At 70.1% G+C, this 21,226-nt stretch carries 19 protein-coding genes and 2 tRNA genes; 10 read left to right on the plus strand and 11 right to left on the minus strand.

All coding sequences use genetic code 11. The annotated features are described in order from the left end of the window. Positions 1–34: 34 nt before the first annotated feature. The gene (locus IE231_RS00840; protein WP_189692041.1) at positions 35–943 is read left to right on the plus strand and encodes a PAC2 family protein; all 909 of its coding nucleotides are present in this window, start codon (positions 35–37) and stop codon (positions 941–943) included. Positions 944–983: 40 nt separating this feature from the next. Here IE231_RS00840 and mshC read toward each other — a convergent pair whose 3' ends face one another. The 3 genes from mshC to IE231_RS00855 are packed head-to-tail and all read right to left on the minus strand — an operon-like array spanning position 984 to position 3,454. Further along, the gene (gene mshC, locus IE231_RS00845) at positions 984–2,258 is read right to left on the minus strand and encodes a cysteine--1-D-myo-inosityl 2-amino-2-deoxy-alpha-D-glucopyranoside ligase (RefSeq protein WP_189692042.1); all 1,275 of its coding nucleotides are present in this window, start codon (positions 2,256–2,258) and stop codon (positions 984–986) included. Positions 2,259–2,267: 9 nt separating this feature from the next. After that, positions 2,268–3,107 (minus strand): undecaprenyl-diphosphate phosphatase, encoded by an 840-nt coding sequence (locus tag IE231_RS00850; protein ID WP_189692043.1) that lies wholly within the window; start codon positions 3,105–3,107, stop codon positions 2,268–2,270. 32 nt (positions 3,108–3,139) lie between these two features. Continuing rightward, positions 3,140–3,454, minus strand: a complete 315-nt coding sequence (locus IE231_RS00855; RefSeq protein WP_189692044.1) for a hypothetical protein — start codon at positions 3,452–3,454, stop codon at positions 3,140–3,142. A gap of 91 nt (positions 3,455–3,545) precedes the next feature. Between IE231_RS00855 and IE231_RS00860 the strand changes: the two genes are divergently transcribed. After that, positions 3,546–3,794: a DUF5703 family protein gene (locus IE231_RS00860; RefSeq protein WP_236662798.1), complete on the plus strand. Its 249-nt coding sequence runs from the start codon at positions 3,546–3,548 to the stop codon at positions 3,792–3,794. On the opposite strand, the gene IE231_RS00865 is transcribed toward IE231_RS00860, so the two are convergent. Together IE231_RS00865 and IE231_RS00870 are read right to left on the minus strand one after the other, a co-directional pair. Then, on the minus strand, positions 3,795–4,949 hold the full coding sequence (locus IE231_RS00865; protein ID WP_189692290.1) for an acyl-CoA dehydrogenase family protein: 1,155 nt from the start codon (positions 4,947–4,949) through the stop codon (positions 3,795–3,797). A gap of 16 nt (positions 4,950–4,965) precedes the next feature. Then, the gene (locus IE231_RS00870; RefSeq protein WP_229866410.1) at positions 4,966–6,306 is read right to left on the minus strand and encodes a M20/M25/M40 family metallo-hydrolase; all 1,341 of its coding nucleotides are present in this window, start codon (positions 6,304–6,306) and stop codon (positions 4,966–4,968) included. Positions 6,307–6,455: 149 nt separating this feature from the next. Here IE231_RS00870 and IE231_RS00875 point away from each other — a divergent pair. From IE231_RS00875 to IE231_RS00885, 3 genes are all read left to right on the plus strand, one after another. Continuing rightward, positions 6,456–6,542, plus strand: a tRNA-Leu gene (locus IE231_RS00875). Between the two features lie 163 nt (positions 6,543–6,705). Beyond that, positions 6,706–6,792: transfer RNA gene (locus IE231_RS00880), tRNA-Leu, on the plus strand. Positions 6,793–6,927: 135 nt separating this feature from the next. Then, complete coding sequence (locus IE231_RS00885; RefSeq protein ID WP_189692045.1) at positions 6,928–7,881, plus strand: zinc-binding dehydrogenase; 954 nt, start codon at positions 6,928–6,930, stop codon at positions 7,879–7,881. A gap of 153 nt (positions 7,882–8,034) precedes the next feature. Here the strand turns inward: IE231_RS00885 and IE231_RS00890 are convergent, their stop codons facing one another. Together IE231_RS00890 and IE231_RS00895 are read right to left on the minus strand one after the other, a co-directional pair. Further along, a complete protein-coding gene (locus IE231_RS00890) occupies positions 8,035–9,513 on the minus strand; it encodes an HNH endonuclease (protein ID WP_189692046.1) in 1,479 nt (492 codons plus the stop codon). An 83-nt stretch (positions 9,514–9,596) separates the two neighbouring features. Then, positions 9,597–10,145 carry a DUF4352 domain-containing protein gene (locus IE231_RS00895; protein ID WP_189692047.1) on the minus strand — a complete coding sequence of 183 codons (549 nt, stop codon included), beginning with the start codon at positions 10,143–10,145 and terminating at the stop codon, positions 9,597–9,599. Between the two features lie 425 nt (positions 10,146–10,570). Between IE231_RS00895 and IE231_RS00900 the strand changes: the two genes are divergently transcribed. Continuing rightward, positions 10,571–11,149: a hypothetical protein gene (locus tag IE231_RS00900; RefSeq protein WP_189692048.1), complete on the plus strand. Its 579-nt coding sequence runs from the start codon at positions 10,571–10,573 to the stop codon at positions 11,147–11,149. 79 nt (positions 11,150–11,228) lie between these two features. Here IE231_RS00900 and IE231_RS00905 read toward each other — a convergent pair whose 3' ends face one another. From IE231_RS00905 to IE231_RS00915, 3 genes are read right to left on the minus strand one after another with little or no spacing between them, the layout of a single operon-like run. Further along, positions 11,229–12,155, minus strand: coding sequence for a MaoC/PaaZ C-terminal domain-containing protein (locus IE231_RS00905; RefSeq protein ID WP_189692049.1), 927 nt, complete (start codon positions 12,153–12,155; stop codon positions 11,229–11,231). Then, entirely contained in the window at positions 12,152–13,495 is a 1,344-nt protein-coding gene (locus IE231_RS00910; protein WP_189692050.1) for a 3-oxoacyl-ACP reductase, read from the minus strand. Before IE231_RS00910 ends, IE231_RS00905 begins: the two co-directional genes overlap by 4 nt. 26 nt (positions 13,496–13,521) lie before the next feature. Next, on the minus strand, positions 13,522–14,868 hold the full coding sequence (locus tag IE231_RS00915) for an acetyl-CoA C-acetyltransferase (protein WP_189692051.1): 1,347 nt from the start codon (positions 14,866–14,868) through the stop codon (positions 13,522–13,524). A 66-nt stretch (positions 14,869–14,934) separates the two neighbouring features. On the opposite strand from IE231_RS00915, the gene IE231_RS00920 reads away from it, so the two are divergent. From IE231_RS00920 to IE231_RS00930, 3 genes are all read left to right on the plus strand, one after another. Beyond that, complete coding sequence (locus tag IE231_RS00920; RefSeq protein ID WP_229866411.1) at positions 14,935–15,675, plus strand: TetR/AcrR family transcriptional regulator; 741 nt, start codon at positions 14,935–14,937, stop codon at positions 15,673–15,675. Then, positions 15,672–17,756, plus strand: a complete 2,085-nt coding sequence (locus tag IE231_RS00925) for an acyl-CoA dehydrogenase family protein (RefSeq protein ID WP_189692052.1) — start codon at positions 15,672–15,674, stop codon at positions 17,754–17,756. Before IE231_RS00920 ends, IE231_RS00925 begins: the two co-directional genes overlap by 4 nt. 87 nt (positions 17,757–17,843) lie before the next feature. Next, on the plus strand, positions 17,844–18,287 hold the full coding sequence (locus IE231_RS00930; protein WP_229866412.1) for an Hsp20/alpha crystallin family protein: 444 nt from the start codon (positions 17,844–17,846) through the stop codon (positions 18,285–18,287). A 126-nt stretch (positions 18,288–18,413) separates the two neighbouring features. Here the strand turns inward: IE231_RS00930 and glgA are convergent, their stop codons facing one another. Further along, a complete protein-coding gene (glgA, locus tag IE231_RS00935) occupies positions 18,414–19,607 on the minus strand; it encodes a glycogen synthase (protein WP_194576511.1) in 1,194 nt (397 codons plus the stop codon). Between the two features lie 170 nt (positions 19,608–19,777). Here glgA and IE231_RS00940 point away from each other — a divergent pair, with 170 nt between their 5' ends. Further along, positions 19,778–21,157, plus strand: coding sequence for a glucose-1-phosphate adenylyltransferase (locus IE231_RS00940; protein ID WP_229866437.1), 1,380 nt, complete (start codon positions 19,778–19,780; stop codon positions 21,155–21,157). Positions 21,158–21,226 lie beyond the last annotated feature (69 nt).

Below are 21,226 nucleotides of genomic sequence, written 5' to 3' on the forward strand. Positions count from 1 at the left end.
GGAGCGCTCTGGCCGCGAGGGTTAGGCTGGTCCGATGAACGAGTTCGACGCAGACGCCCCGGCCCCGCACCCCGGCCTCTTCCCGACGCCCGCGGAGGGCGAGAGGGTCACCGTCATGCTCGCAGCGTTCGAGGGCTGGAACGATGCCGGAGAGGCCGCGAGCGACGCGCTGCGCTACCTGCGCCGCGCCTTCGGCGCGCAGCGTGTAGGGGCGATCGACGCCGACGACTTCTACGACTTCCAATTCACGCGCCCCACGGTGCGCCAGACGGGGTCGGGACGCCGTCGCATCAAGTGGCCGACCACGAAGGTCTCGACGGCCCGCGTCGAGGGGCATCCCGTGGATCTCGTGTTCATCCAGGGGACCGAGCCCTCCTACCGCTGGCGGGCGTTCACCGATGAGCTGATCGAGTATGTCGACGACCTCAACGTCGACTACCTCATCGTGGTGGGCGCACTCCTGGCCGATGTGCCGCACTCGCGGCCGATCCCGGTCACGGCGACGAGCGAGGACGACGGGCTGCGCGAGAGGCTCAACCTCGAGGCCTCCCAGTACGAGGGCCCCACCGGGATTGTGGGCGTCTTCGCCGACGCGGCGGACCACCACGGGACCCCGACGGTCTCCCTGTGGGCGGCCGTTCCCCACTATGTGGCGCAGGCGCCCTCCCCCAAGGCGCAGCTCGCCCTCCTGCACCGGATCGAGGAGCTCCTGCAGGTTCCGCTCGACACGAATGAGCTCGCCGAGGACGCAGAGGCCTGGGAACGTGGCGTCAACGAGCTCGCGACCGAGGACCCGGAGGTGGCCGCCTACATCCACCAGCTAGAGGAGGCGAAGGACACCGCCGAGCTCCCCGAGGCCACCGGCGAGTCGATCGCCCGCGAGTTCGAGCGCTACCTCAAGCGGCGGGGCAAGGACAACCCGCCCGCCGGCGGGATGAACTGAGCCTGCCGGCCTGGGCCTGCCGGCCGGCGGCCACGCAGTCCTAGAGCTTGACGCCGAGCAGCGCGTCGACCGCCGAGGCGACCAGTTCGCCGTCGTGCGCGCTCGCCTCGGCGCCCGCGAGCGACTCCTCAGCCCACTTGTCCACCGCGGCGAGGGCGCGCGGCGCGTCGAGGTCGTCCGTGAGGGCCCCGCGGATCTCGGCCAGCAGGGGCTCGCCGGAGCCGGGCACCGCGCGGGCGACGCCGCTGCGCCAGTCCTCGAGCCGGCGCACCGAGGCGTCGAGCAGCTCCTGCGTCCACTCCCAATCCGAGCGGTAGTGGTTCGCGAGGACCGCGAGGCGGATCGCGGCCGGCTCGACGCCCGCCGTGCGCAGCTTCGAGACGAGGACGAGGTTGCCGCGGGACTTGCTCATCTTCTCCCCGTCGAGGCCCACCATGCCGGTGTGGGCGAAGTGCCGGGCGAGCGGCACGTGGTGCAGGCTCCAGGCGTGGCCAGCACCCATCTCATGGTGCGGGAACGCCAGGTCTGACCCGCCGCCCTGGACGGTGAAGGGCGAGGGCAGGAACTTCTGGGCGATGACTGTGCACTCGATGTGCCAGCCCGGGCGGCCGGCCCCGAGGGTCCCGCCGTCCCAGTGCGGCTCGCCGAGGCGCGCCTCGCGCCACAGGATCGGGTCGAGGGGGCTGTGCTTGCCTGGGCGCTCCGGGTCGCCGCCGCGTTCGCCGAAGACCGCGATCATCTCGGCAACGGTGAGGTGCGAGACCGTCCCGAGACGCCAGGCCTCGGGGGAATCGGCGCGGCGCGTGGCCTCGGTGACGTCGTAGTAGACGTCGCCGTCGGGCTCGCCCTCGGCGCCCGCGAGCTGGTACGCGAGGCCGTCCTCGAGGAGGCGCTCGACCTCAGGGACGAGCCACGGGATCGACTCGACGGCGCCCACGTAGTGATCGGGGGCCAGGACCCGCAGGGCCTCCATGTCGGACTGGAAGAGGTCGATCTGCTGGTGGGCGAGGGTCCGCCAGTCGACGCCGGTGGCATCAGCGCGCTCAAGGAGGGGATCGTCGACGTCGGTCGTGTTCTGCACATAGCGGACGGTGCTGCCCGCGTCGCGCCAGATCCTGTTGAGCAGGTCGAAGGCGAGGTAGGTGGAGGCGTGGCCGAGATGTGTGGCGTCGTAGGGGGTGATGCCGCAGACGTACATCGACTGCTCGGGTGCCGTGGCGATCTCGACGGTGTCGCGCAGCTGGGTGTCGTAGAGCCGGACGGGGCCGGCGGCGCCGGGCAGCTGCGGGACGGGGGTCTGCCTCCAGGTTTTCACCTGTCCACTCTAGTGCTCGGCGGAGATGACCCCGAATCCGAGCAGGACGTAGAGGAACGCGCCCAAGGCGATGCGGTACCAGACGAAGAGGCGGTACGAGTTGTGGGAGACGTACTTGAGGAACCAGCCGATGATGATGTACCCGACCACGAAGGCGACGATCGTGGCGAGGGCAGTGTCCACTGGTCCGTAGGGGCCGGTGCCGAACCCGTCTTTCAGGCTCTTGTACAGCTGGTAGAGGCCCGAGCCGAACACCGCGGGGATCGCGAGGAGGAAGGAGTACCGCGCTGCGGCCTCGCGCGTGTAGCCCATGAAGAGGCCGGCCGTGATGGTGCCGCCGGAGCGCGAGACGCCGGGAATGAGGGCCAGCGCCTGCGCGAAGCCGTAGATGATGCCATGCCTCGTGCCGAGGTGGTCGAGGGTGCGGGCGTGCCGGCCGACGGCGTCCGCCACGGCGAGGATCAGGCCGAAGACGATCAGGGTGGTGGCGGTGATCCAGAGCGAGCGCAGGACGGTCTCGATCTGGTCCTGGAAGAGGAGGCCGAGCACCACGATCGGGATGCTGCCGATGATCACGAGCCAGCCCATCCGGGCGTCCGGATCGTTGCGCTGCACCCGCCCCACGAGGGAGCCGAACCATGCCCCCACGATCCGGACGATGTCCCGCCGGAAGTAGATGATCACGGCAGTCTCGGTGCCGAGCTGGGTGATGGCGGTGAAGGCCGCCCCCGGGTCCTGGGCGTTGGGCAGGAACTCCCCCACGATGCGCAGGTGGGCGCTGGAGGAGACGGGCAGGAACTCCGTCAGGCCTTGGATGAGTCCGAGGAAGGCGGCTTCGAGTAGGTGCACGCGTGCCACTCTAAGGGCAGGCGTGCGCCTTCTCAGAAGTCCCGGCCGGCCAGCGCGTCCTCGCCGTCGTCGGCGTTCTCGTCGTCATCGCCGTCGTCCCCGTCGCTGTCATCCTCGTCATCGTCGTCGTCATCGTCGTCGTCGTCCGAGTCGAGCAGGTCCATCGGCAGGTCTTCGCCATAGGCGTCGTAGAGCGCATCGGCGTAGGCCTCGAACGCGTCGGCGACGGAGAAGAAGGCGGCCTCGACCGCTGGGTCCTCGTCCCCGCGCCGGTTCGAGGCGGCGGCGAGATGTTCCTCCAATGCAGCCGTAAGCGAACCGAGGGCCACGCGGGGATCAATGCTCATGGGTGCCACGGTAGTCTGAAATCAGTGGGCGTGCCTAGGGAACCTGTCGTGGTTCTGGGGAGCGCCGGTGCAGCAGCAGGAAGCGAGGGCCATGAAGGAACGGATCCTCTCCACCGCGGAGTCCTCCGGTCACGGATCGCGGCCCGCGGGACCCGGCCGGGCCTACGAGTACCTCGTCCTCTCGGTGGGTCCGGGCGATTCGATCGCCGAGGCTCGCCAGCGGGTGCGGGAGCACTCGGAGTACGGCCGGTGGGAGCTCGAGCGCAGCCGCCTGTACATCGGCGGAGGCCGGCAGTATGTGCTTCGCCGGAAGGTCATGCTCGTGGAGCGGACGGCCTAGCTACCCCTCCAGGGGGCCGAGGAGGTTGGCCGCCACGGTCGCGTGGGCCGATTCCGGATCGGATGGGTGGTACAGGCCGGCCAGCGCGTCCCGGTAAAGGCGTTCGAGCTCGCTCCCGCGGAAGTATCCGCCTCCCCCGCCCACGCGCATCGCCCCATCCACCACGGACTTGGCCGTCTCGCTCGCGCGGTGCTTGAGGCCGCTGAGCGCCCGGAACCATGCCGGCCCCCGGTCCACGAGCCCGTCGAGGTCCGCCGCCACGGCGTCCAGCTGCGGGATCATGGCGTCCACGGCCATGCCGAGCTCGGCGATCTGCCAGCGGATGTCAGGATCCTGCGAGTAGGCCCGGCCGCCGTTGCGGTGCGAGCGGCGGCGATGAGCGGCGTCGACCGCCAGAGCCAGCGCCCGCTCGGCCACGCCGGTGTAGACCGCCGCGAGGAGCGTCTCGAAGACGGAGAAGATCCCGAAGGTCAGCAGGTCCGGCGTGGGGCCCACGGGCAGCTTGCGCACGATCCGGTCCGGGGATGCCGTGGCGCCCTCGAGCACCGTGGTGCGGGACTGGCTCGCCCGCATGCCGAGGGTGTTCCAGTCGTCGAGGTGCCGCCATCCGGGCCGGTCGCGGCGGATGAATCCCCAGACCAGCAGGTCCTCAGGGCCCGTGGCGTCCTTCCCGAAGGTGCCCATACGCGTCCAGACGGGTGCGAGGCTCGTGAAGACCTTGGTGCCGGTGAAGCTGTAGCCGCCGTCCGGCTGCGGGACGGCGTCAGTGATCGAGTCGAACAGCACCGCGTCGTTGCCCGCCTCGGAGACTCCGAACGCGAACACTTCCCCGGCGGCGGCCTCCTCGAGCACGAATTCCAAGGTCTCGTCGCCGCGGTCTGCGAGGACCTTGGCCACGCCCGTCCAGACGAGGTGCATGTTGACGGCGAGTGCGGTGGCGGGGGCTGCCTGCGCGAGGCGGCGCTGGAGACGCACGACGTCGGCCATGCCGGCTCCGAGGCCGCCCTCGCCTCGGGCGACGAAGGCCTTGAGGTAGCCGGCGGCCACGAGGGCATCGAAGTCTTCCTGGAAGAACTCGTTGCGCTCGTCGTACCCGCCGGCACGGGATCGGATGTCCTCGATGAGCGCGTCGGGCAGCACGGCCCCGGGATCCAGCGGCACGGCGTCCTCCTCAGTAGGTGGTGAGCAGCCGGTGCAGCACGCGCGCGCCGAAGGTGAGCGCCTCTGCAGGCACCCGCTCGTCCACGCCGTGGAACATGGCCGGGAAGTCGAGGTCCGGCGTGAGCTTGAGGGGGGCGAAGCCGTAGCCGGTGATGCCCAGCCGGCTCAGGGACTTGTTGTCGGTGCCTCCCGAGAGCGTGTAGGGCAGCACCACCGCGTCCGGGTCCTCGGCGTTGAGCGCGCCGACCATGGCGTCCACGAGCGGCCCCTCGAAGGGCGTTTCGAGGGAGACGTCGTGGTGGATGTAGTCGAACTCGATGCCGTCCCCGGCGAGCTCCTTGAGCTTTTCGAGCACGAGCTCGTCTTGGCCCGGCAGGGTGCGCGTGTCGATGCGGGCCTCGGCGGCGCCGGGAATGACGTTGTCCTTGTAGCCGGCCTTGAGCACGGTGGGGTTGGATGTGTTCTGGAGGGTCGCCCCGACGAACCGGGCCACGGTTCCGAGCTCCCGGAGGAGGATGTCCGGGTTGTCGGGATCGAACTCGACTCCGGTCAGCTCCGTGACGCCGTCAAGGAAGCGCCGTGTGGTGTCGGTGAGCTCGATGGGCCAGCGGTAGTCACCGATCCGGGCGACCGCGCGGGCCAGACGCGTCACCGCGTTGTCGTCGTTCACGTGAGAGCCGTGCCCGGCCCGGCCCGCCGCCCTGAGACGCAGCCAGCCGAGGCCCTTCTCGGCCGTCTGCAGCAGGTAGGCGCGTTTCCCGCCGATCTGGGCGGAGTAGCCGCCGACCTCGCTGATGGCCTCCGTGGCGCCGTCGAACAGCTCTGGACGGTTGTCCACCGCCCAGCTCGCACCGTATGCGCCGCCGGCCTCCTCGTCGGCGAAGAGGGCGATCACGAGGTCGCGCCGCGGTTTGGTGCCGGTGCGCTGCATCTGCCGGACCACGGAGAGGATCATCGCGTCCATGTCCTTCATGTCCACGGCGCCGCGGCCCCAGATGAGCCCGTCCTTGAGCTCTGCGGCGAAGGGGTCGACGCTCCAGTCCTCCTTCTGGGCCGGTACCACGTCGAGGTGGCCGTGCACCACGAGGGCTCCCGCGCCCGGGTCGGTACCCTCCAAGCGCACGACGACGTTGGCCCGCCCGGGTGCCGACTCGAAGAGTTCCGGCTCGAGGCCAACATCGGAGAGAAGCCCCGCCGCGTACTCGGCTGCTGCCCGCTCCCCCGGGCCGGAGCCGTCCCCGAAGTTGGACGTGTCGAAGCGGATGAGGTCCTGGCAGATGGCCACCACCTCGTCTTCCGCAGTCAGCTGCTTCTCGACGGGCGTCCGGTTCTCGGCAATGCGGTCAGTCACGGGTCCTCCTGGAGCTCCTGGCGGTGGGTCCAGCCTAGTCCCGGCGGTCACGCGCCTCCGATTTCAGCCTCGGGCCGGTCATCGTGTAGAGTCTTTCTCGCTGCCCGGGAGGGAAACGAGTGATCGTGATGCTTCCGGACGTGCCGCCTGCGCGGGTGGCGGAATGGCAGACGCGCTAGCTTGAGGTGCTAGTGCCCGAATAGGGCGTGGGGGTTCAAGTCCCCCTCCGCGCACCACGGGAAGCCCCGGTCTTCGGACCGGGGCTTCCGTGCGTTTGTGCCCGGCTCGGCGCCCGGCTTCCCCCGCGCTCCGGTCCGCCGCGGCACCGTTGATGGTGTATGGTTGGATATCGCTGCCGGGGCCGGAAATGCATCATGAATCCGATTCTGGAGGCCGCCTGCGCGGGTGGCGGAATGGCAGACGCGCTAGCTTGAGGTGCTAGTGCCCGAATAGGGCGTGGGGGTTCAAGTCCCCCTCCGCGCACCACGGGAAGCCCCGGTCTTCGGACCGGGGCTTCCGTCGTCTCGCGGTATTCCCCTGGGCAGAACGGCCCATGTCCCTGCCTTCCAGCAGACCTAGAGTGAGCAGAGTCCACAGGGGATTGATCCGAAGGAGATTTCCATGAAGGCATGGCAGTTCACCGGCACCAACAAGCCGCTTGAGTTCAACGAGGTCCCGGAGCCGCACGCCGGGCCGGGCCAGGTCGTCGTGGAGGTGAAGGCCGCGGGCGTGTGCCACTCGGACGTCACCGCGCTGGACGACCCGGGCTGGATGCCCCTCTTCCCCGAACTCCCCCGCACGATGGGGCATGAGAACGCCGGCGTCATCACCGAGGTCGGCGAGGGGATGGAGCAGTGGAAGGTCGGCGACCGGGTCGGCCTCGCGCCCGTCATGAGCGACGGGGATGCGCTCGGCTACGGCAAGTGGGACGGCGGGTTCGGTCCGAAGCTCGTCGCGACCTCGGACAACCTTGTCAGGCTGCCCGATGAGGTCCCGTTCGATCTTGGCGCCATGGCCACGGACGCAGGCCTGACCGCCTACCACGCGATGATGAGCGCGGGCGGCGCCAAGGCGGGCATGAAGGTCGGCGTGATTGGTCTCGGCGGCCTCGGCTACATCGGCGCCCGCGTCGCGGTGCTGTCTGGGGCCGAAGTCTACGGCGCGGAGATCAACCCGGAGACGCAGAAGCTCGCCGACGAGATCGGCCTGGCAGGAGTGGCGGACTCGATCGACGCGTTCAAGGACAAGAAGCTCGAGCTCATCGTGGACTACGCCGGGTTCGGGACGACGACGGCCGCGGCCATCGAGACGCTCGGCGAGTTCGGCACCCTCGTGCAGGTGGGGATGGGCCGCCTTGAGGCGACCATCAACACATATCCGATCATCATCAACCAGCTCGCGATCAAGGGCTCCAAGTCCGGCACGAGGGAGGACCTCGAGGGCATCTATGAGCTCATGAAGACCGGCAAGCTGAACCCGCCGATGAACCTCATCACGCAGGCGGACATCCCGGACGCCATCGACAAGCTGCGCGCCGGCGGGGTGATCGGCCGCTTCATCGCGATGTACGAATAATCCGTCGCATCGAGCCCCCGCCCGAAGAGACTGGCGGCTCGAATCCCGCGCACGACGGCGCCGCCGCTCACCTCGGTGGGTTGCGGCGCCGTCTGTGCGTCGCGGGACCACCGATCCGACCAGCGCATCACGAGTCGGTCGCAGAGCCCGTCCTCATGCCGCCGTGTGGAAGACGTACTCCCCGCCGGGGAACTCTACTCGGTGGCCAACGATCTCCCGGTTGCCTGGCAGAGGCGGCGCCGTGGACGTGTAGCGATGGCCAGTTGGTGTGGTCACCGTGACTGTATGCCGGGTGGCCGGAGTGGTCGTCTCATGCCACCCGGGCGCCTCCTTGGCCTGGTTGCAGTGTTCGCACAGGCCCTGGCCGTTCTCCACGGTGGTGGGGCCGCCTCGCGCCGCCGGAATGACGTGATCGAACTGCCGGATGGGTGCATCGCACCACGGATTCAGACAGGTCACGTCCCGCGTGGCGATGAACTGCTTGAGCCCGTCCGGGAAGGCCCGCGAGCGCGATTCCATCGCGACCAACGCCCCGGCTCCTGGCTTCGTGTAGAGCCGGCGGAGGGCGGCTCTGCCCTCGGCTGTCGCATTGCCGATGAGCTCCCTCCCCACTTGAGCCGGGATCATCCCATAACCTGCGAGCACTGCTGGATCCGCGGACCCACCGAGGAGGGAGGCATCGGTGATGACGACGTTCGCCTCGATCCGGACGTCCTTGGCGTTGCACTGCCCTGTCAGCCGCTCGACCACAGTGTCCGCCATGAACTGGTCACGGGTCCGGCCGGCGAGCTCATCCGTCCCTTCGGCCCGCGCCGAGTCCGCCGCCGCCGTCAGCGCCTTGTAGGCCGCGATCGCCTGAGCCGCCGGAAGCAGGCACGAGAGCACCGCCATCGAATCCGGCGCCGGCCTCACGGTCACGCGCCGCTCGGATTCGGCCCTGCGGGCACGCTTGACGGCAGCGGCGGGGTCCAGACGCTGCGCATGGGCGCGCGCCTCCGCAACCAGCTGACGGTCCCCTACGCCGCCACGCGCGTATACCGGCACCATGGCCTCATCGACCCGGACACGGTCCTCGACGCTCAGGGATGCCGTCTCGCGGGCCATGAGAGTAGCCCGCCATTCGTTGGTCCGTCCGCCGGCCAGGGCGTTGAGGGTGTGGGGCATCTCGTTGACGAGCGCTTTCGCGAGGCCGACCAGCCGGCCGCCCCTTGATGGCGACTCGCAGCGGGCCAGGGCGACCGCTTGACCGGCCTCGATGCCAGAATCCACCTCCCGGGGTCCCTTGCCGATTTGCTCCCCCGAGGGCCCCGGAGCCTGGGCCGCACGCCGCTCGCGGATCCGCTTCTCGAGGAGCACCGTGTCCCGCGCCTGCCGTGCCGCGGCTGCGGCCTTGAGCCGCTCCGTGGCGGCAATCCGGTCCACGAGCTCGGCCTCGCCCAGCGCGGCGTCCTCATCGAATGGCGTGCCGAGCGCGGTCGTCCACGAGGTGAGCTCCGCGACCGTCGGGCTTCCGCCCGCGCCCAGTTCAGAGGCCACACCCGCGAGAACCCGCGAGAAGTCGGCAGGGTCATGCGGAAGCGCCACCCCTGCAGGCCTCTCGAGGGGCTCCGCCCTCGCCACCTCTTCGAACATGTGTTCGAGTCTATTCGAGCGCCGTACTCCCGGCCACCCCTGTGGAGGACAAGTGGGCTGACTATGAAGAAGGGCGGCTACCGTCAGTAGCTCCACTCCCAGCCCGCCGGTGCGCCCGGTGCCGTATAGACGAGGGTTCCGGCTCCGGCGGGCACATCGAACGCGAGCTTTCCTGTGGCCTTCTCGCCCGGGCCCATCGTGTGCGGCAGTTCCTCGGCGCTGTCGAGGCACATGAACGGCACGATGTTCCCGTTCACGGTCGTCCCGTTCCCGACGATGGCCTTCCAGCCGAACATGTTCAGCGAGAAGTCCTTCGTGATGGTCTTGGCGAGGGCCGCGGTCGTCTCGACATCGAACGTCGCGACGACGATCTGTCCGTTCTTCGGCTGCTGCGCGTACTGGGCGGTGCACGCCGCCCCCGCGTCGATCGACTTCACGACGAACGTCGCCACCGTTTCGCCGTTGTAGGTCTGGCTGGCCGGCTCGCCCACCTTCTTGATGAGGTTGCCGCGGCTGCTCTTCTCGCCAGCCGGAGCGGACGACGGCGCCGACGCACCGGGCGCTGCCTCGCCGGCCGCCGCCTGGGCCGAGAACAGGCATCGGATGGTCAGCCGGCCGGGTGGCCGAGACACGGCGGAGCGCTCCCTTCTCGATCAGAGCGAGCGGTACCAGGACGCGGCCGCCCGACCCAGGCACTGCAAGGTCCGAGGGAAGCGTGAATTCAAAGGAGATCGCGCGGCGGGTGGCGCCGGCGACACCGAGGCTGATCGAGTCGACCCGCCGGTGCACCCAGAGGGGCGCCCCGAACAGCAGCGCGGCGATCCGCCGGCCCCCTCGCGTGACGGGCCGACTAACCACTCAACCTGCAAGAACTGACCACTCACAGTGCCCACAGCAATCCGCGCCGAGCACCACAGAAGGTAAGCGGCGCCATCGTGCGCCAGGCCGCGGAGGAGAACTGTCAGACGGCGCGGATACGGTGCCTTCGTAGGCTGAATCTGGTGCGGGGAGGAACCACAGTGCGCGCTGTTGAGGTGACATGTACCCGGAGCTCGACGTGACTGGTGCTCCGGCCGAGTGGTGGCAATGGTTCGCATTGTTGGGCCCCGTCGCGGCACCGCTCATCATCGCCGCGGCGACACTGACCGCAGCCGGTGTCGCGGCCAGTATCGCCCTGCGCACGCTCCGTCAGCGCGACCTCGCGGATCGCCGCGCCGAATGGTGGAGGAGCACCCAATGGGCCTTCGACGCCATCGAGTCCGGCGTCTCAAGCCGAAGGCAGCTGGGCCTCGGGGTCATGGAAGTTCTCGCAGAGAGCGAGCTGCCCTCCACGGAGGAGGTCGGATTGTGGCCCGAACGTGGCGTTCCTGGCTCCGCGCCGCCGAGCACAATCTGGACGCCCAAATCATCATCGAGAACAATGGAAGCAGCGATGCAGAGAGCGAGGGCCAGGATGACGATGATCATTCCCCCGAGGGCGGCGCCGAAGGACGGAGCGAAGCCCCGTGTCGTGCACATGACGAAGGATGAGCTCCGCGAGCAGATCCTGGCGGCCCGCCTCCGCGTGACCACTGACAAGCGTCTGGGCCTTGAGACTCCAGAGTGGGTGAAGGACTTGGCGAAGCTCGAGATCTGACCACACAACGACGGCGCCGCTCACCACGCAGGTGAGCGGCGCCGTCGTGCGCCAGACCGCGGTGCGTGAACCGAAAGACTCAGGCGAGCCGGGACACCGACCCGACGAAGTGCCGCCGGCCCGACTTGGCGTTCCAACCCACGAACTCCGACCGCTCCCACGCCCCATCCGCGGCGACCGAGTCGGCGATGTTCACGGACACCCGCGCCGGCAGGAACACCGGGGCCTCGAACTTCACGTCCCAGGCGAACGAGTCGCCCTTGCCGGCTCCGACCTCGGCGAGCGCGCGGGAGGCCGTGTACATCCCGTGCGCGATGGAGCGCCGCATGCCGAGCGCCCGGGCCGAGAGCGAGCTGAGGTGGATCGGATTGAAGTCCCCGGACACCGCCGCATACTCGCGACCGGTCTCCGATCCCAGCTGCCACACGGCGGTCGGCAGGGGCGCCCGGAAGTCCTCGCGCGGCTCCGACGCACGGGGCTTGTCGATCCCGGGCAAGAAGACCCCCCGTGCGATGTTGGTAGAGACCCCGCGCCACACAGGCTCTCCTCCCCCGGCCCGGCGCACCTCCGCGACGACGTCCACGAGCGTGCCCGCGCGGTGGCCCGCAAGGTTCTCGGCCCAGGCCGTGATGTCGAGCTCGTCGCCATACGCGATGGGCTCCCGATACTCGACGTGATTGCGCACGTGCACCAGGCCCAGCAGCGGCAGTGGGAAATCCTCGCGCGCCAGGACGCTCGTCGCCACGGGGAAGGCGAGGGTGTGCACGTACCCGGCGGGCACCACGTCACGCGCGGGCTCACCCAGCAGGTGCTGGTAGCTCGTGAGCTTCCCGAGGTCGGGGCGCACGACGGCGACGTGGTGCCTCGCGCGCGGAAGCCGCCTCGCGCCGTTGTTCTTCGACACCATGAGCCGGGCTGCACCCGCCGCAGCGCCGGCGAAGAGCTTTGTGAGGCTCGGGGACTCGGGAAGCTCAACCGTCTCAATCCCCCGGGCGGGAGCGCTCATTGGCCCATCCAATACTGACCGCACACGCGCAGGACGTTACCGGAGATCCCGCCCGCCGCATCAGAGGCCAAGAACCCTATCGCCTCGGCGACGTCCACGGGCTGGCCGCCCTGCTGGAGCGAGTTGATCCGCCTCCCGACCTCGCGCATCGCGAGCGGGATCCTCGCGGTCATCTCCGTCTCGATGAACCCGGGAGCGACGGCGTTGGCGGTTCCACCGCTCCCGGCGAGCCGGGCAGCGGTCGAGCGCACCATTCCCATCACGCCGGCCTTGGATGCCGCGTAGTTGGTCTGGCCGCGGTTGCCCGCAATGCCGGACGTCGAGGCGACCGAGACGATGCGGAAGCCCTCACCGAGCCTGCCGGAGGCGAGCAGCGCGTCGTTGATGCGCAGCTGCGCGGCGATGTTCACGGCGATCACGGAGTCCCACTTCGCGGCGTCCATGTTGGCCAGCAGCTTGTCCCGCGTGATTCCGGCGTTGTGGACGAGGATGTCCAGGCCGCCGTGCCGGGACAGGGCGTGCTCGAGGATCCGCTCCCCCGCGTCCGGTTTGGTGATGTCCAGCTGGAGCGCGGTGCCGCGGACCTCGTTGGCCACCTTCGCGAGCGAGTCGCCCGCGGCGGGGACGTCGACGACCACGAGCGTGGCGCCGTCGCGCGCGAGCGTCCTGGCGATCGCCGCACCGATCCCCCGGGCCGCGCCGGTGACCACGGCGACCTTCCCCGCGAGCGGCTTGTCAGGATCGTCCGGCAGCTCGCCCTTGGCTGTGCCCACGGTCAGGAACTGCCCGTCCACGAACGCCGAGCGGGCCGAGAGGAAGAATCGCAGCGCACCGAGGGCGCTCGGCGCGTCCGCCTCGACGCCGTCCGCGAGCAGGATCCCGTTGCCGGTCGCCCCGTTCCGCAGTTCCTTGGCCAGCGAGCGCAGGGTGCCCTCGACCCCGGCGCGGGCCGCGGCGAGCGCGGGCTCGTCCGCGGTGGAGGAGCGGCGCGAGACCGTGACCACGCGAGCACTCGGGGCGAGGGCGCGCAGCGCTGCGCCGGCCGCGAGCACGGGGGCCGAGAGGTCCTCGGGGCCCGAGACGCCGTCAAGCGCAATGACGATCCCGCCCAGCGTTGTCCCTGCCGCGGGCGCGTCCCGCAGGATTTCGAGGTCCCAGCCCTTCATCGCGGTCTCGAGCGCGTCCGCCCCGGCGCCGGATCCGACGAGGAGCACGGGCCCGGGCACGAGGGGGGCTCCGGGCTCGTACCGGCGCAGCCGCACGGGCTGGGGCAGGCCCAGCCTCTTGGCCAGGTCGCGGCCCCACCCCCGCGAGACGAAGTCGGTGTACTTGTCTGCCATGTGTTTCCCTTCCCCCGTCCTACTGCTCAGCGGCCCTCGAGCACGGCCACGACGCCCATGCCGCCCGCGGCGCAGACGGAGATCAGGCCGCGTGCCGGCCGGCCGAGATCCCCGGCCTGGGTGCGCTCGTGCAGCTGCTTCGCGAGCGTGGCGACGATGCGGCCGCCGGTCGCCGCGAAGGGGTGGCCCGCCGCGAGCGAGGAGCCGTTGACGTTGAGCTTGGCACGGTCCACCTTGCCGAACGCGCCGTCGAGGCCGAGCCGCTCTCGGCAGAAGTCGGCGTCCTCCCACGCGGCGAGCGTCGCGAGGACGGTGCCGGCGAAGGCCTCGTGGATCTCGAAGTAGTCGATGTCCTCGAGCGTGAGGCCGAGGCGGGCCAGCAGGCGCGGCACCGCGAACACCGGCGCCATGAGAAGCCCGTCCTTGCCGTGCACGAAGTCCACCGCAGCGGCTTCGCCGTCCACCACGTCGGCCAGGATCGGGAGGTCCCGCGATCGGGCCCAGTCCTCGGAGGCCAGGAGCACTGCGGATGCGCCGTCCGTGAGCGGAGTGGAGTTGCCCGCCGTCATGGTCGCGTCGGAGCCAAGCTGCTTGCCGAACACGGGCGAGAGCTTGCCGAGCTTCTCCAGGGAGGAGTCGGCGCGGAGGTTCGAGTCCTTCGTGAGGCCGCGGTATGGGGTGACGAGGTCGTCGAAGAACCCGCGCTCGTAGGCGGCGGCGAGGTTCTTGTGGGAGGCGAGCGCAAGCTCGTCCTGCGCCGCACGCGTGATGCCCCACTGCTTGGTGGTGAGCGCCTGGTGCTCCCCCATCGAGAGCCCGGTGCGCGGCTCACCCGTGCCCGGTGCGTTGGGTGCGAGGTCCTTCGGACGAAGGCGGGAGACGGCCTTGAGCTTCTGCTGGAGCGTCTTGGCGCGGCCCAGTTCGAGGAGCACGTCGCGCAGGCCCTCGCTCACGGCGATCGGCGCGTCCGAGGTCGAGTCCACGCCGCCGGCGATACCCGACTCGATGCGGCCGAGCTTGATCTTGTCGGTCAGCTGCAGGACCGTCTCAAGCCCGGTCGCGCACGCCTGCTGGACGTCGTACGCGGGCGTCTCGGGGCTCAGGGCGGAGCCGAGGACGCACTCGCGGGTGAGGTTGAAGTCGCGGCTGTGCTTGAGGACAGCGCCGGCTGCGACCTCGCCGATGCGCTCGTCCTGCAGCCCGAACCGCGCGACGAGGCCGTCCAGCGCCGCCGTGAGCATGTCCTGGTTCGAGGTGCGGGTGTAGGCGCCGTTGGCCCGGGCGAACGGGATGCGGTTGCCGCCGACGACGACCGCCTTTCGGATGGCCGAGCCAGTGGCTGCAGCGGGGCTTGCCGAGGGGGTGGTGGGCATTGAGTCCTCCGGGAGATTCTGTGACCTGAGTTACCGATACCTAGCGTACCTGATACGCTGGGTATCGTGAACTACCCCCCTACCGCTCCGGGCCCGGTCACGGGCCGGGCCCCCGCGCACGACGCCGCACCGGCAGCGAGCGTCGACGGCCGCACCGCCCGCTGGGCGAACCACCGCGAGGAGCGCCGAGTCGAGCTGGTCCAGGAGGCCCGCCGTGCAGTGCACCGCCTCGGGCCGGACGTGCCGATGGAGGAGATCGCCGCCGCAGCCGGAACCTCCAAGTCGGTGTTCTACCGGTACTTCCGGGACAAGGCGGGCCTTCAGGCGGCCATGGGCTCCCTCGTCCTCGCGCAGATGCAGGAGCGCATCGCGGAGGCCGCCGCTGCCGCCCAGACCCCGTACGAGGGCCTGCGGGCCATGGTGTCCGCCTACCTCGGCATGGCCGTCCGCTCACCGAACGTCTACGAGTTCGTCACGCGCGTGCCCCAGGACTCGCAGGCCACCGCCGGGGAGGCCTTCGTGACGTTCTTCGACGCCGTCGGGTCGATGATCCAGGAGCCCATGTCGCGCTACCTGAGCCCCGCCGCATCGGCCACGTTCGACTACTGGCCGGCGGCGGCCATCGGCCTCGTCCGCACGGCCGGCGAGCGCTGGCTGAACGCCGCCTCCACCCCGGACAAGCCCACCCTCGAGCACATGGCCGGCCTGATCGCCGACTGGCTCTTCGCCGGCATCAGCGCCCAGGCGAGTGCCGCCGTCATCCGTGAGAACCACCCCGCGTCCCGTCCCGCAAAGGAGAACCCATGACCAGTCTCGCCGATTCGCCGAACCTCCCCGCCGGCACCGAGACAGACGTGCCCGACGCCGAGCAGGCCCCCCAGGTGGACGTCGCCGCACTGGGAGAGCTGCTCCTCGGCACGTGGGCCGAGGTCCGCAAGGAGGCCCGTCAGCTCGCCGCCAAGCCGGAGCTCCACAAGCTCGAGGGCCTGACCCACACCGAGCACCGCGAGCGCGTGTTCGGCCAGCTGAAGATCCTCGTCGACGAGGGCGCCATCCAGAGGGCCTTCCCGAAGTCCCTCGGCGGCCAGGAGAACCACGGCGGCAACATCGCCGGCTTCGAGGAGCTCGTCACGGCGGACCCGTCCCTGCAGATCAAGTCCGGCGTGCAGTGGGGCCTGTTCGGAGCGGCGGTCCTGCACCTCGGCACCGAGGAGCACCACAGGAAGTGGCTGCCGGACATCATGGACCTGACCGTTCCGGGCGCGTTCGCGATGACCGAGATCGGCCACGGCTCCGACGTCGCGAGCATCGCCACGACCGCTACCTACGACGAGGCAACGGACGAGTTCGTCATCAACACCCCGTTCCGGGCCGCATGGAAGGAATACCTCGGCAACGCCGCGAAGGACGGCATCGCCGCCACCGTCTTCGCGCAGCTCATCGTCAAGGGCGTCAACCACGGCGTCCACGCGCTCTACGTGCCGATCCGCGACCCGCAGACCAAGGAGCCGCTGCCCGGGATCAGGACCGAGGACGACGGCGTCAAGGGCGGCCTCAACGGCATCGACAACGGCCGCCTGTGCTTCGACAACGTCCGCGTCCCCCGGTTCAACCTGCTCAACCGCTACGGAAGCGTCGACGAGCACGGCAACTACTCCTCCCCCATCGCGAGCCCGGGGCGCCGGTTCTTTACGATGCTCGGCACGCTCGTGCAGGGGCGTGTCTCACTCGACGGCGCCGCCGTGGCGGCCTCCAAGGTGGGGCTCACGGCCGCCATCCGGTATGCGGCCGAGCGGCGCCAGTTCAACGCCTCCTCCGACACGACCGAGGAGGTGCTCCTGGACTACCAGCGCCACCAGCGCCGGCTCTTCCCGCTGCTCGCGGCCACCTACGCCATGAGCTTCGCCCACGAGGAGCTGCTGGCGAAGTTCGACGGCGTGTTCTCCGGCGCGCAGGCCACGGACGAGGACCGCCAGGACCTCGAGACGCTCGCCGCGGCGCTCAAGCCCCTCTCCACATGGCACGCGCTGGACACCCTCCAGGAGTGCCGCGAGGCGTGCGGCGGAGCCGGCTTCATGATCGAGAACCGGTTCGCGTCGCTGCGCGCAGATCTCGACGTCTACGTCACGTTCGAGGGCGACAACAACGTGCTCCTCCAGCTCGTGGCCAAGCGCCTCCTGAACGACTACGCGAAGGAGTTCCGCTCCATGAGCGTCGGGGCCCTGGCGAAGTTCGCCCTCGGCCAGGCCCGCGGCGTGGCGCTCAAGACCGGACTCGGCGCCGTCGCACAGTTCATCGCCGACTCGGGCCGCGCGCAGCGCTCCGCCCTGGCCCTGCGGGACCCTGACACCCAGCGACTCCTCCTCGCCGAGCGGGTGCAGACCATGGTGGCCACGGCGGCCCAGTCGCTCCAGGGGGCCACGAAGCTGCCTCAGGGCGAGGCCGCCGCGCGCTTCAACACCGTGCAGAACGACCTCATCGAGGCCGCCCGCGCCCACGGGGAGCTCCTCCAGTGGGAGGCCTTCACCGAGGCGCTGGAGAAGGTCGAGGATGCGGGCACTCGCCAGGTCCTCACATGGCTTCGGGACCTGTTCGGGCTCACCCTCATCGAGAAGCACCTCGAGTGGTACCTCATGAACGGGCGCCTCTCGATGCAGCGCGGCCGCACCGTCGGCGAGTACATCAACCGCCTCCTGGTCAAGCTGCGTCCGCACGTCCTCGACCTCGTGGACGCGTTCGGCTACACGCAGGAGCACATCCGCGCCACCGTGGCCAGCGGCGTCGAGGCACGGCGCCAGGAGGAGGCCGCCGCCTACTACGAGGCGCTCAGGGCCTCGGGCAAGGCCCCCGTGAAGGAGAAGAACAAGGGCAAGGCCGCCAACCGGTAGCGCTTCCCTTCCCCCTCCCGGCGGCCGGGGCTAGCCTGAAGGCAGGACCCGGCCGCACCGGCGCCCGGGGCAGACCAGGAGGAGTCCATGGCCGAGGGATGGGGCCGCAGAGGCCCATGGGACATGATGCCGGAGGGCATGCGCAGGTTCGGGCTGCCCGAGCAGTTCAAGCGCTTCGTCGACGAATGGGAGACCTCATGGCTGCGCACCGAGCAGTACCGCGACGCGGACTCGCTCGTGGTGCGAGTCGAGCTGCCCGGGATCGACCCTGAGAGGGACGTAGAGGTCACCGTCCACGACGGCGTGCTCTCGATCAAGGCCGAGCGGCGCGAGGACGTCGAGAAGAAGTCCAAGAACGGGTACCGCAGCGAGTTCAAGTACGGCTCGTTCGCCCGCGCGGTGGACCTTCCGCGGGGGGCGCGCGGCGAGGACGTGAGCGCAAGCTACCACGACGGGGTGCTCGAGGTCCGCGTTCCGGTCGCCCCCGAGTCGGGGCCCGGGCCCACGAAGGTCAACGTGAGCCGGGACTGACCGCGGCCTCTGCGCCGAGCAGGTGAGCACGACAACGGCGGCGCACCCCGCGCGGGGGGCGCCGCCGCCGTCGTCCGCGTCTCGGTGCCGGCACAGCGTGCGCGGCCGCGCCGTGGCACGGGCGTGCTACAGCACGCTGCGGTACACCTCGAGGGTGGTCTGCCCGATCGTCTCCCACGAGAAGTCGCGCTCGGCGCGGGCGCGGCCCGCCTCGCCCATCGCGCGGGCGCGCTCAGGATCCGAGACAACCTCGGTGAGGGCCGCTGCGAAGTCGGCCACGAACTTCTCCGGGTCCAGGGGCGTGCCGGTCCCGTCCGTGACCTGCTCGATGGGCACGAGGAGACCCGTGGTCCCGTGGTCCACGACCTCGGGGATGCCGCCCGTCGCCGTGGCGACCACGGCCGCCCCGCACGCCATCGCCTCGAGGTTCACGATGCCCAGCGGCTCGTAGATGCTCGGGCAGGCGAACGCCGTGGCGTGGCTGAGGACCTGGATGAGCTCGTTCCGCGGGAGCATCCGCTCGATGAGCACAACCCCCTCGCGCTCGGCGCGCAGCCCGTCGATCAGCGCCTCGGTCTCCTTGGCGAGCTCGGGCGTATCCGCCGCGCCGAGGCACAGCACGAGCTGCACGTCCGCCGGGAGCTTCGCCGCGGCCCGCAGGAGGTACGGGACCCCCTTCTGGCGCGTGTTGCGGCCAACGAACACGACCGAGGGCTTGGCCGGATCGATCCCCAGCGCGCCCAGATGCTCCGTGCCCTCGTCGCGGCCCCAGCGCGAGACGTCGATGCCGTTGTGGACGACGCGGACCTTGTCCGGGTCCACGTCCGGGTAGCAGCGCAGGATGTCCGCCCGCATGCCGTGCGAGACGGCGATGATCGCGTCGGCCGCCTCGTACGCCGTCTTCTCCGCCCACGAGGAGAGTCGGTAGCCGCCGCCCAGCTGCTCGGCCTTCCAGGGGCGCAGCGGCTCGAGGCTGTGGGCGCTGAGCACGTGCGGGATGCCGTGCATGAGGGAGGCCAGGTGGCCGGCCATGTTGGCGTACCAGGTGTGCGAGTGCACGAGGTCCGCCCCCGCGACGTCGGGGACGATGCCGAGGTCGATCCCGAAGGTCTGGAGGGCCGCATTCGCGTTCGCCAGGTACTCGGGCACCTGGTAGGAGGTGACGGCCGCGCCGTCGACCTCCGGCTCCCGCGGCGCGCCGAAGGCGTGCACGTGCAGATCGACCTCGCGCGCGAGGACCCTGCTCAGCTCTGCCACGTGGACCCCCGCGCCGCCGTAGATCTCCGGGGGGAATTCCTTGGTCACAATGTCGATTCGCACGGAATTCAACGTAGTGGGTCAAGGGATCGTGATCTAGTGTGAAGACAACCGCGCTCCGCAGCCGCGGAGGCCGGGTTACATGGGCCTTAACGAGAGATGACGGGGGTTGCGCAGTGGCACCGAAGAAGGTTTTGGCGATTGTCCTCGCGGGCGGCGAGGGTAAGCGCCTCATGCCGCTGACGGCAGACAGGGCCAAGCCCGCGGTCCCCTTCGCCGGGGGATACCGGCTGATTGACTTCGCGATGTCCAACCTCGTCAACTCGGGGTATCTCCAGATCGTGGTGCTCACGCAGTACAAGTCCCACTCGCTGGACCGGCACATCTCCGAGACCTGGCGCCTGTCCCCCCAGCTGGGCAACTACGTCGCGTCCGTGCCCGCGCAGCAGCGCGTGGGCAAGTCGTGGTTCCTCGGCAGCGCGAACGCGATCTACCAGTCACTGAACCTCATCTACGACGCGCAGCCGGAGATCGTCGTCGTAGTCGGCGCGGACCACGTGTACCGGATGGACTTCGAGCAGATGGTCCAGTCCCACATCGCCTCCGGTGCGAAGGCCACCGTTGCCGCAGTGCGGCAGCCGCTGGACATGGCCAACCAGTTCGGGGTCATCGAGACCGACCCGGGCGCGCCGGGGATGATCAAGGCGTTCGTCGAGAAGCCGGAGACCACCCCGGGCCTGCCGGACGACCCGCAGCAGTTCCTGGCCTCGATGGGCAACTACGTCTTCGACGCCCACGCGCTGGTCGACGCCCTCAAGGCCGACGCCGAGCGGCTCGACACGAAGCACGACATGGGCGGGGACATCATCCCGTTCTTCGTCGAGCGCGGCGAGGCCGGTGTCTACGACTTCACCAAGAACGAGATCCCCGGTGCGACCGACCGGGACCGCACCTACTGGCGGGACGTGGGTACCCTCGACTCGTTCTACGACGCCCACATGGACCTCATCTCCCCGCTGCCCGTCTTCAATCTCTACAACCTCGAGTGGCCCATCTACACCCACCAGACCGTCTCGCCGCCGGCCAAGTTCGTCCGCGGCGCGGGCGGGACGGTCGGCACGGCGCTGGACTCGATCGTCTCGAACGGCTCCGTCATCTCCGGCGGGATCGTCGAGGGCTCGGTCCTCTCCCATGACGTGCGGGTCGATTCCGCCGCCCGCGTCCTCGACTCCGTCCTCATGGACTGCGTCCGCGTCGGCTCCGGCGCCGTGGTCAACCGCGCCATCGTGGACAAGAACGTGGTCATCCCGCCCGGAGCGACCGTCGGCGTGGACGAGAAGCTCGACCGCCTGCGCGGCTTCGAGGTCACGGCCTCCGGGATCACCGTGCTGTCGAAGGGCCAGGAGGTCCCCGAGCCGGACGGCGACGAGCGCCGCCTCGCCGCCGCGTGGCTCGCCAAGCTGCCCAAGTCGCTCGAGGAGATCGCCGCCGGCATGCCGGAGGTCGCCGAGAAGATCCAGGAGAAGCACGCCACTGCGGCGCGCGCCGCCCGGGGCGAGCCCACCGACGACGGAGCGTCGGCGCCGTCGGCCGCGACCCACACGCGGCACTGAGCCCGAATCCCACCGGAGCACGACGGCGCGCACGCTCGCCCGGGTGAGCGCGCGCCGTCGTGCTCGGTG

Origin of the sequence: Sinomonas cellulolyticus (assembly GCF_014656475.1) — a bacterium.
GTDB lineage: Bacteria > Actinomycetota > Actinomycetes > Actinomycetales > Micrococcaceae > Sinomonas > Sinomonas cellulolyticus.

Coding starts and splice junctions, on each gene's coding strand:
- IE231_RS00840 (WP_189692041.1), top strand. CDS start 35: ATGAACGAGTTCGACGCAGACGCCCCGGCCCCGCACCCCGGCCTCTTC.
- IE231_RS00855 (WP_189692044.1), bottom strand. CDS start 3,454: ATGAGCATTGATCCCCGCGTGGCCCTCGGTTCGCTTACGGCTGCATTG.
- IE231_RS00860 (WP_236662798.1), top strand. CDS start 3,546: ATGAAGGAACGGATCCTCTCCACCGCGGAGTCCTCCGGTCACGGATCG.
- IE231_RS00885 (WP_189692045.1), top strand. CDS start 6,928: ATGAAGGCATGGCAGTTCACCGGCACCAACAAGCCGCTTGAGTTCAAC.
- IE231_RS00890 (WP_189692046.1), bottom strand. CDS start 9,513: ATGTTCGAAGAGGTGGCGAGGGCGGAGCCCCTCGAGAGGCCTGCAGGG.
- IE231_RS00905 (WP_189692049.1), bottom strand. CDS start 12,155: ATGAGCGCTCCCGCCCGGGGGATTGAGACGGTTGAGCTTCCCGAGTCC.
- IE231_RS00910 (WP_189692050.1), bottom strand. CDS start 13,495: ATGGCAGACAAGTACACCGACTTCGTCTCGCGGGGGTGGGGCCGCGAC.
- IE231_RS00915 (WP_189692051.1), bottom strand. CDS start 14,868: ATGCCCACCACCCCCTCGGCAAGCCCCGCTGCAGCCACTGGCTCGGCC.
- IE231_RS00925 (WP_189692052.1), top strand. CDS start 15,672: ATGACCAGTCTCGCCGATTCGCCGAACCTCCCCGCCGGCACCGAGACA.
- IE231_RS00930 (WP_229866412.1), top strand. CDS start 17,844: ATGGCCGAGGGATGGGGCCGCAGAGGCCCATGGGACATGATGCCGGAG.
- IE231_RS00940 (WP_229866437.1), top strand. CDS start 19,778: ATGCCGCTGACGGCAGACAGGGCCAAGCCCGCGGTCCCCTTCGCCGGG.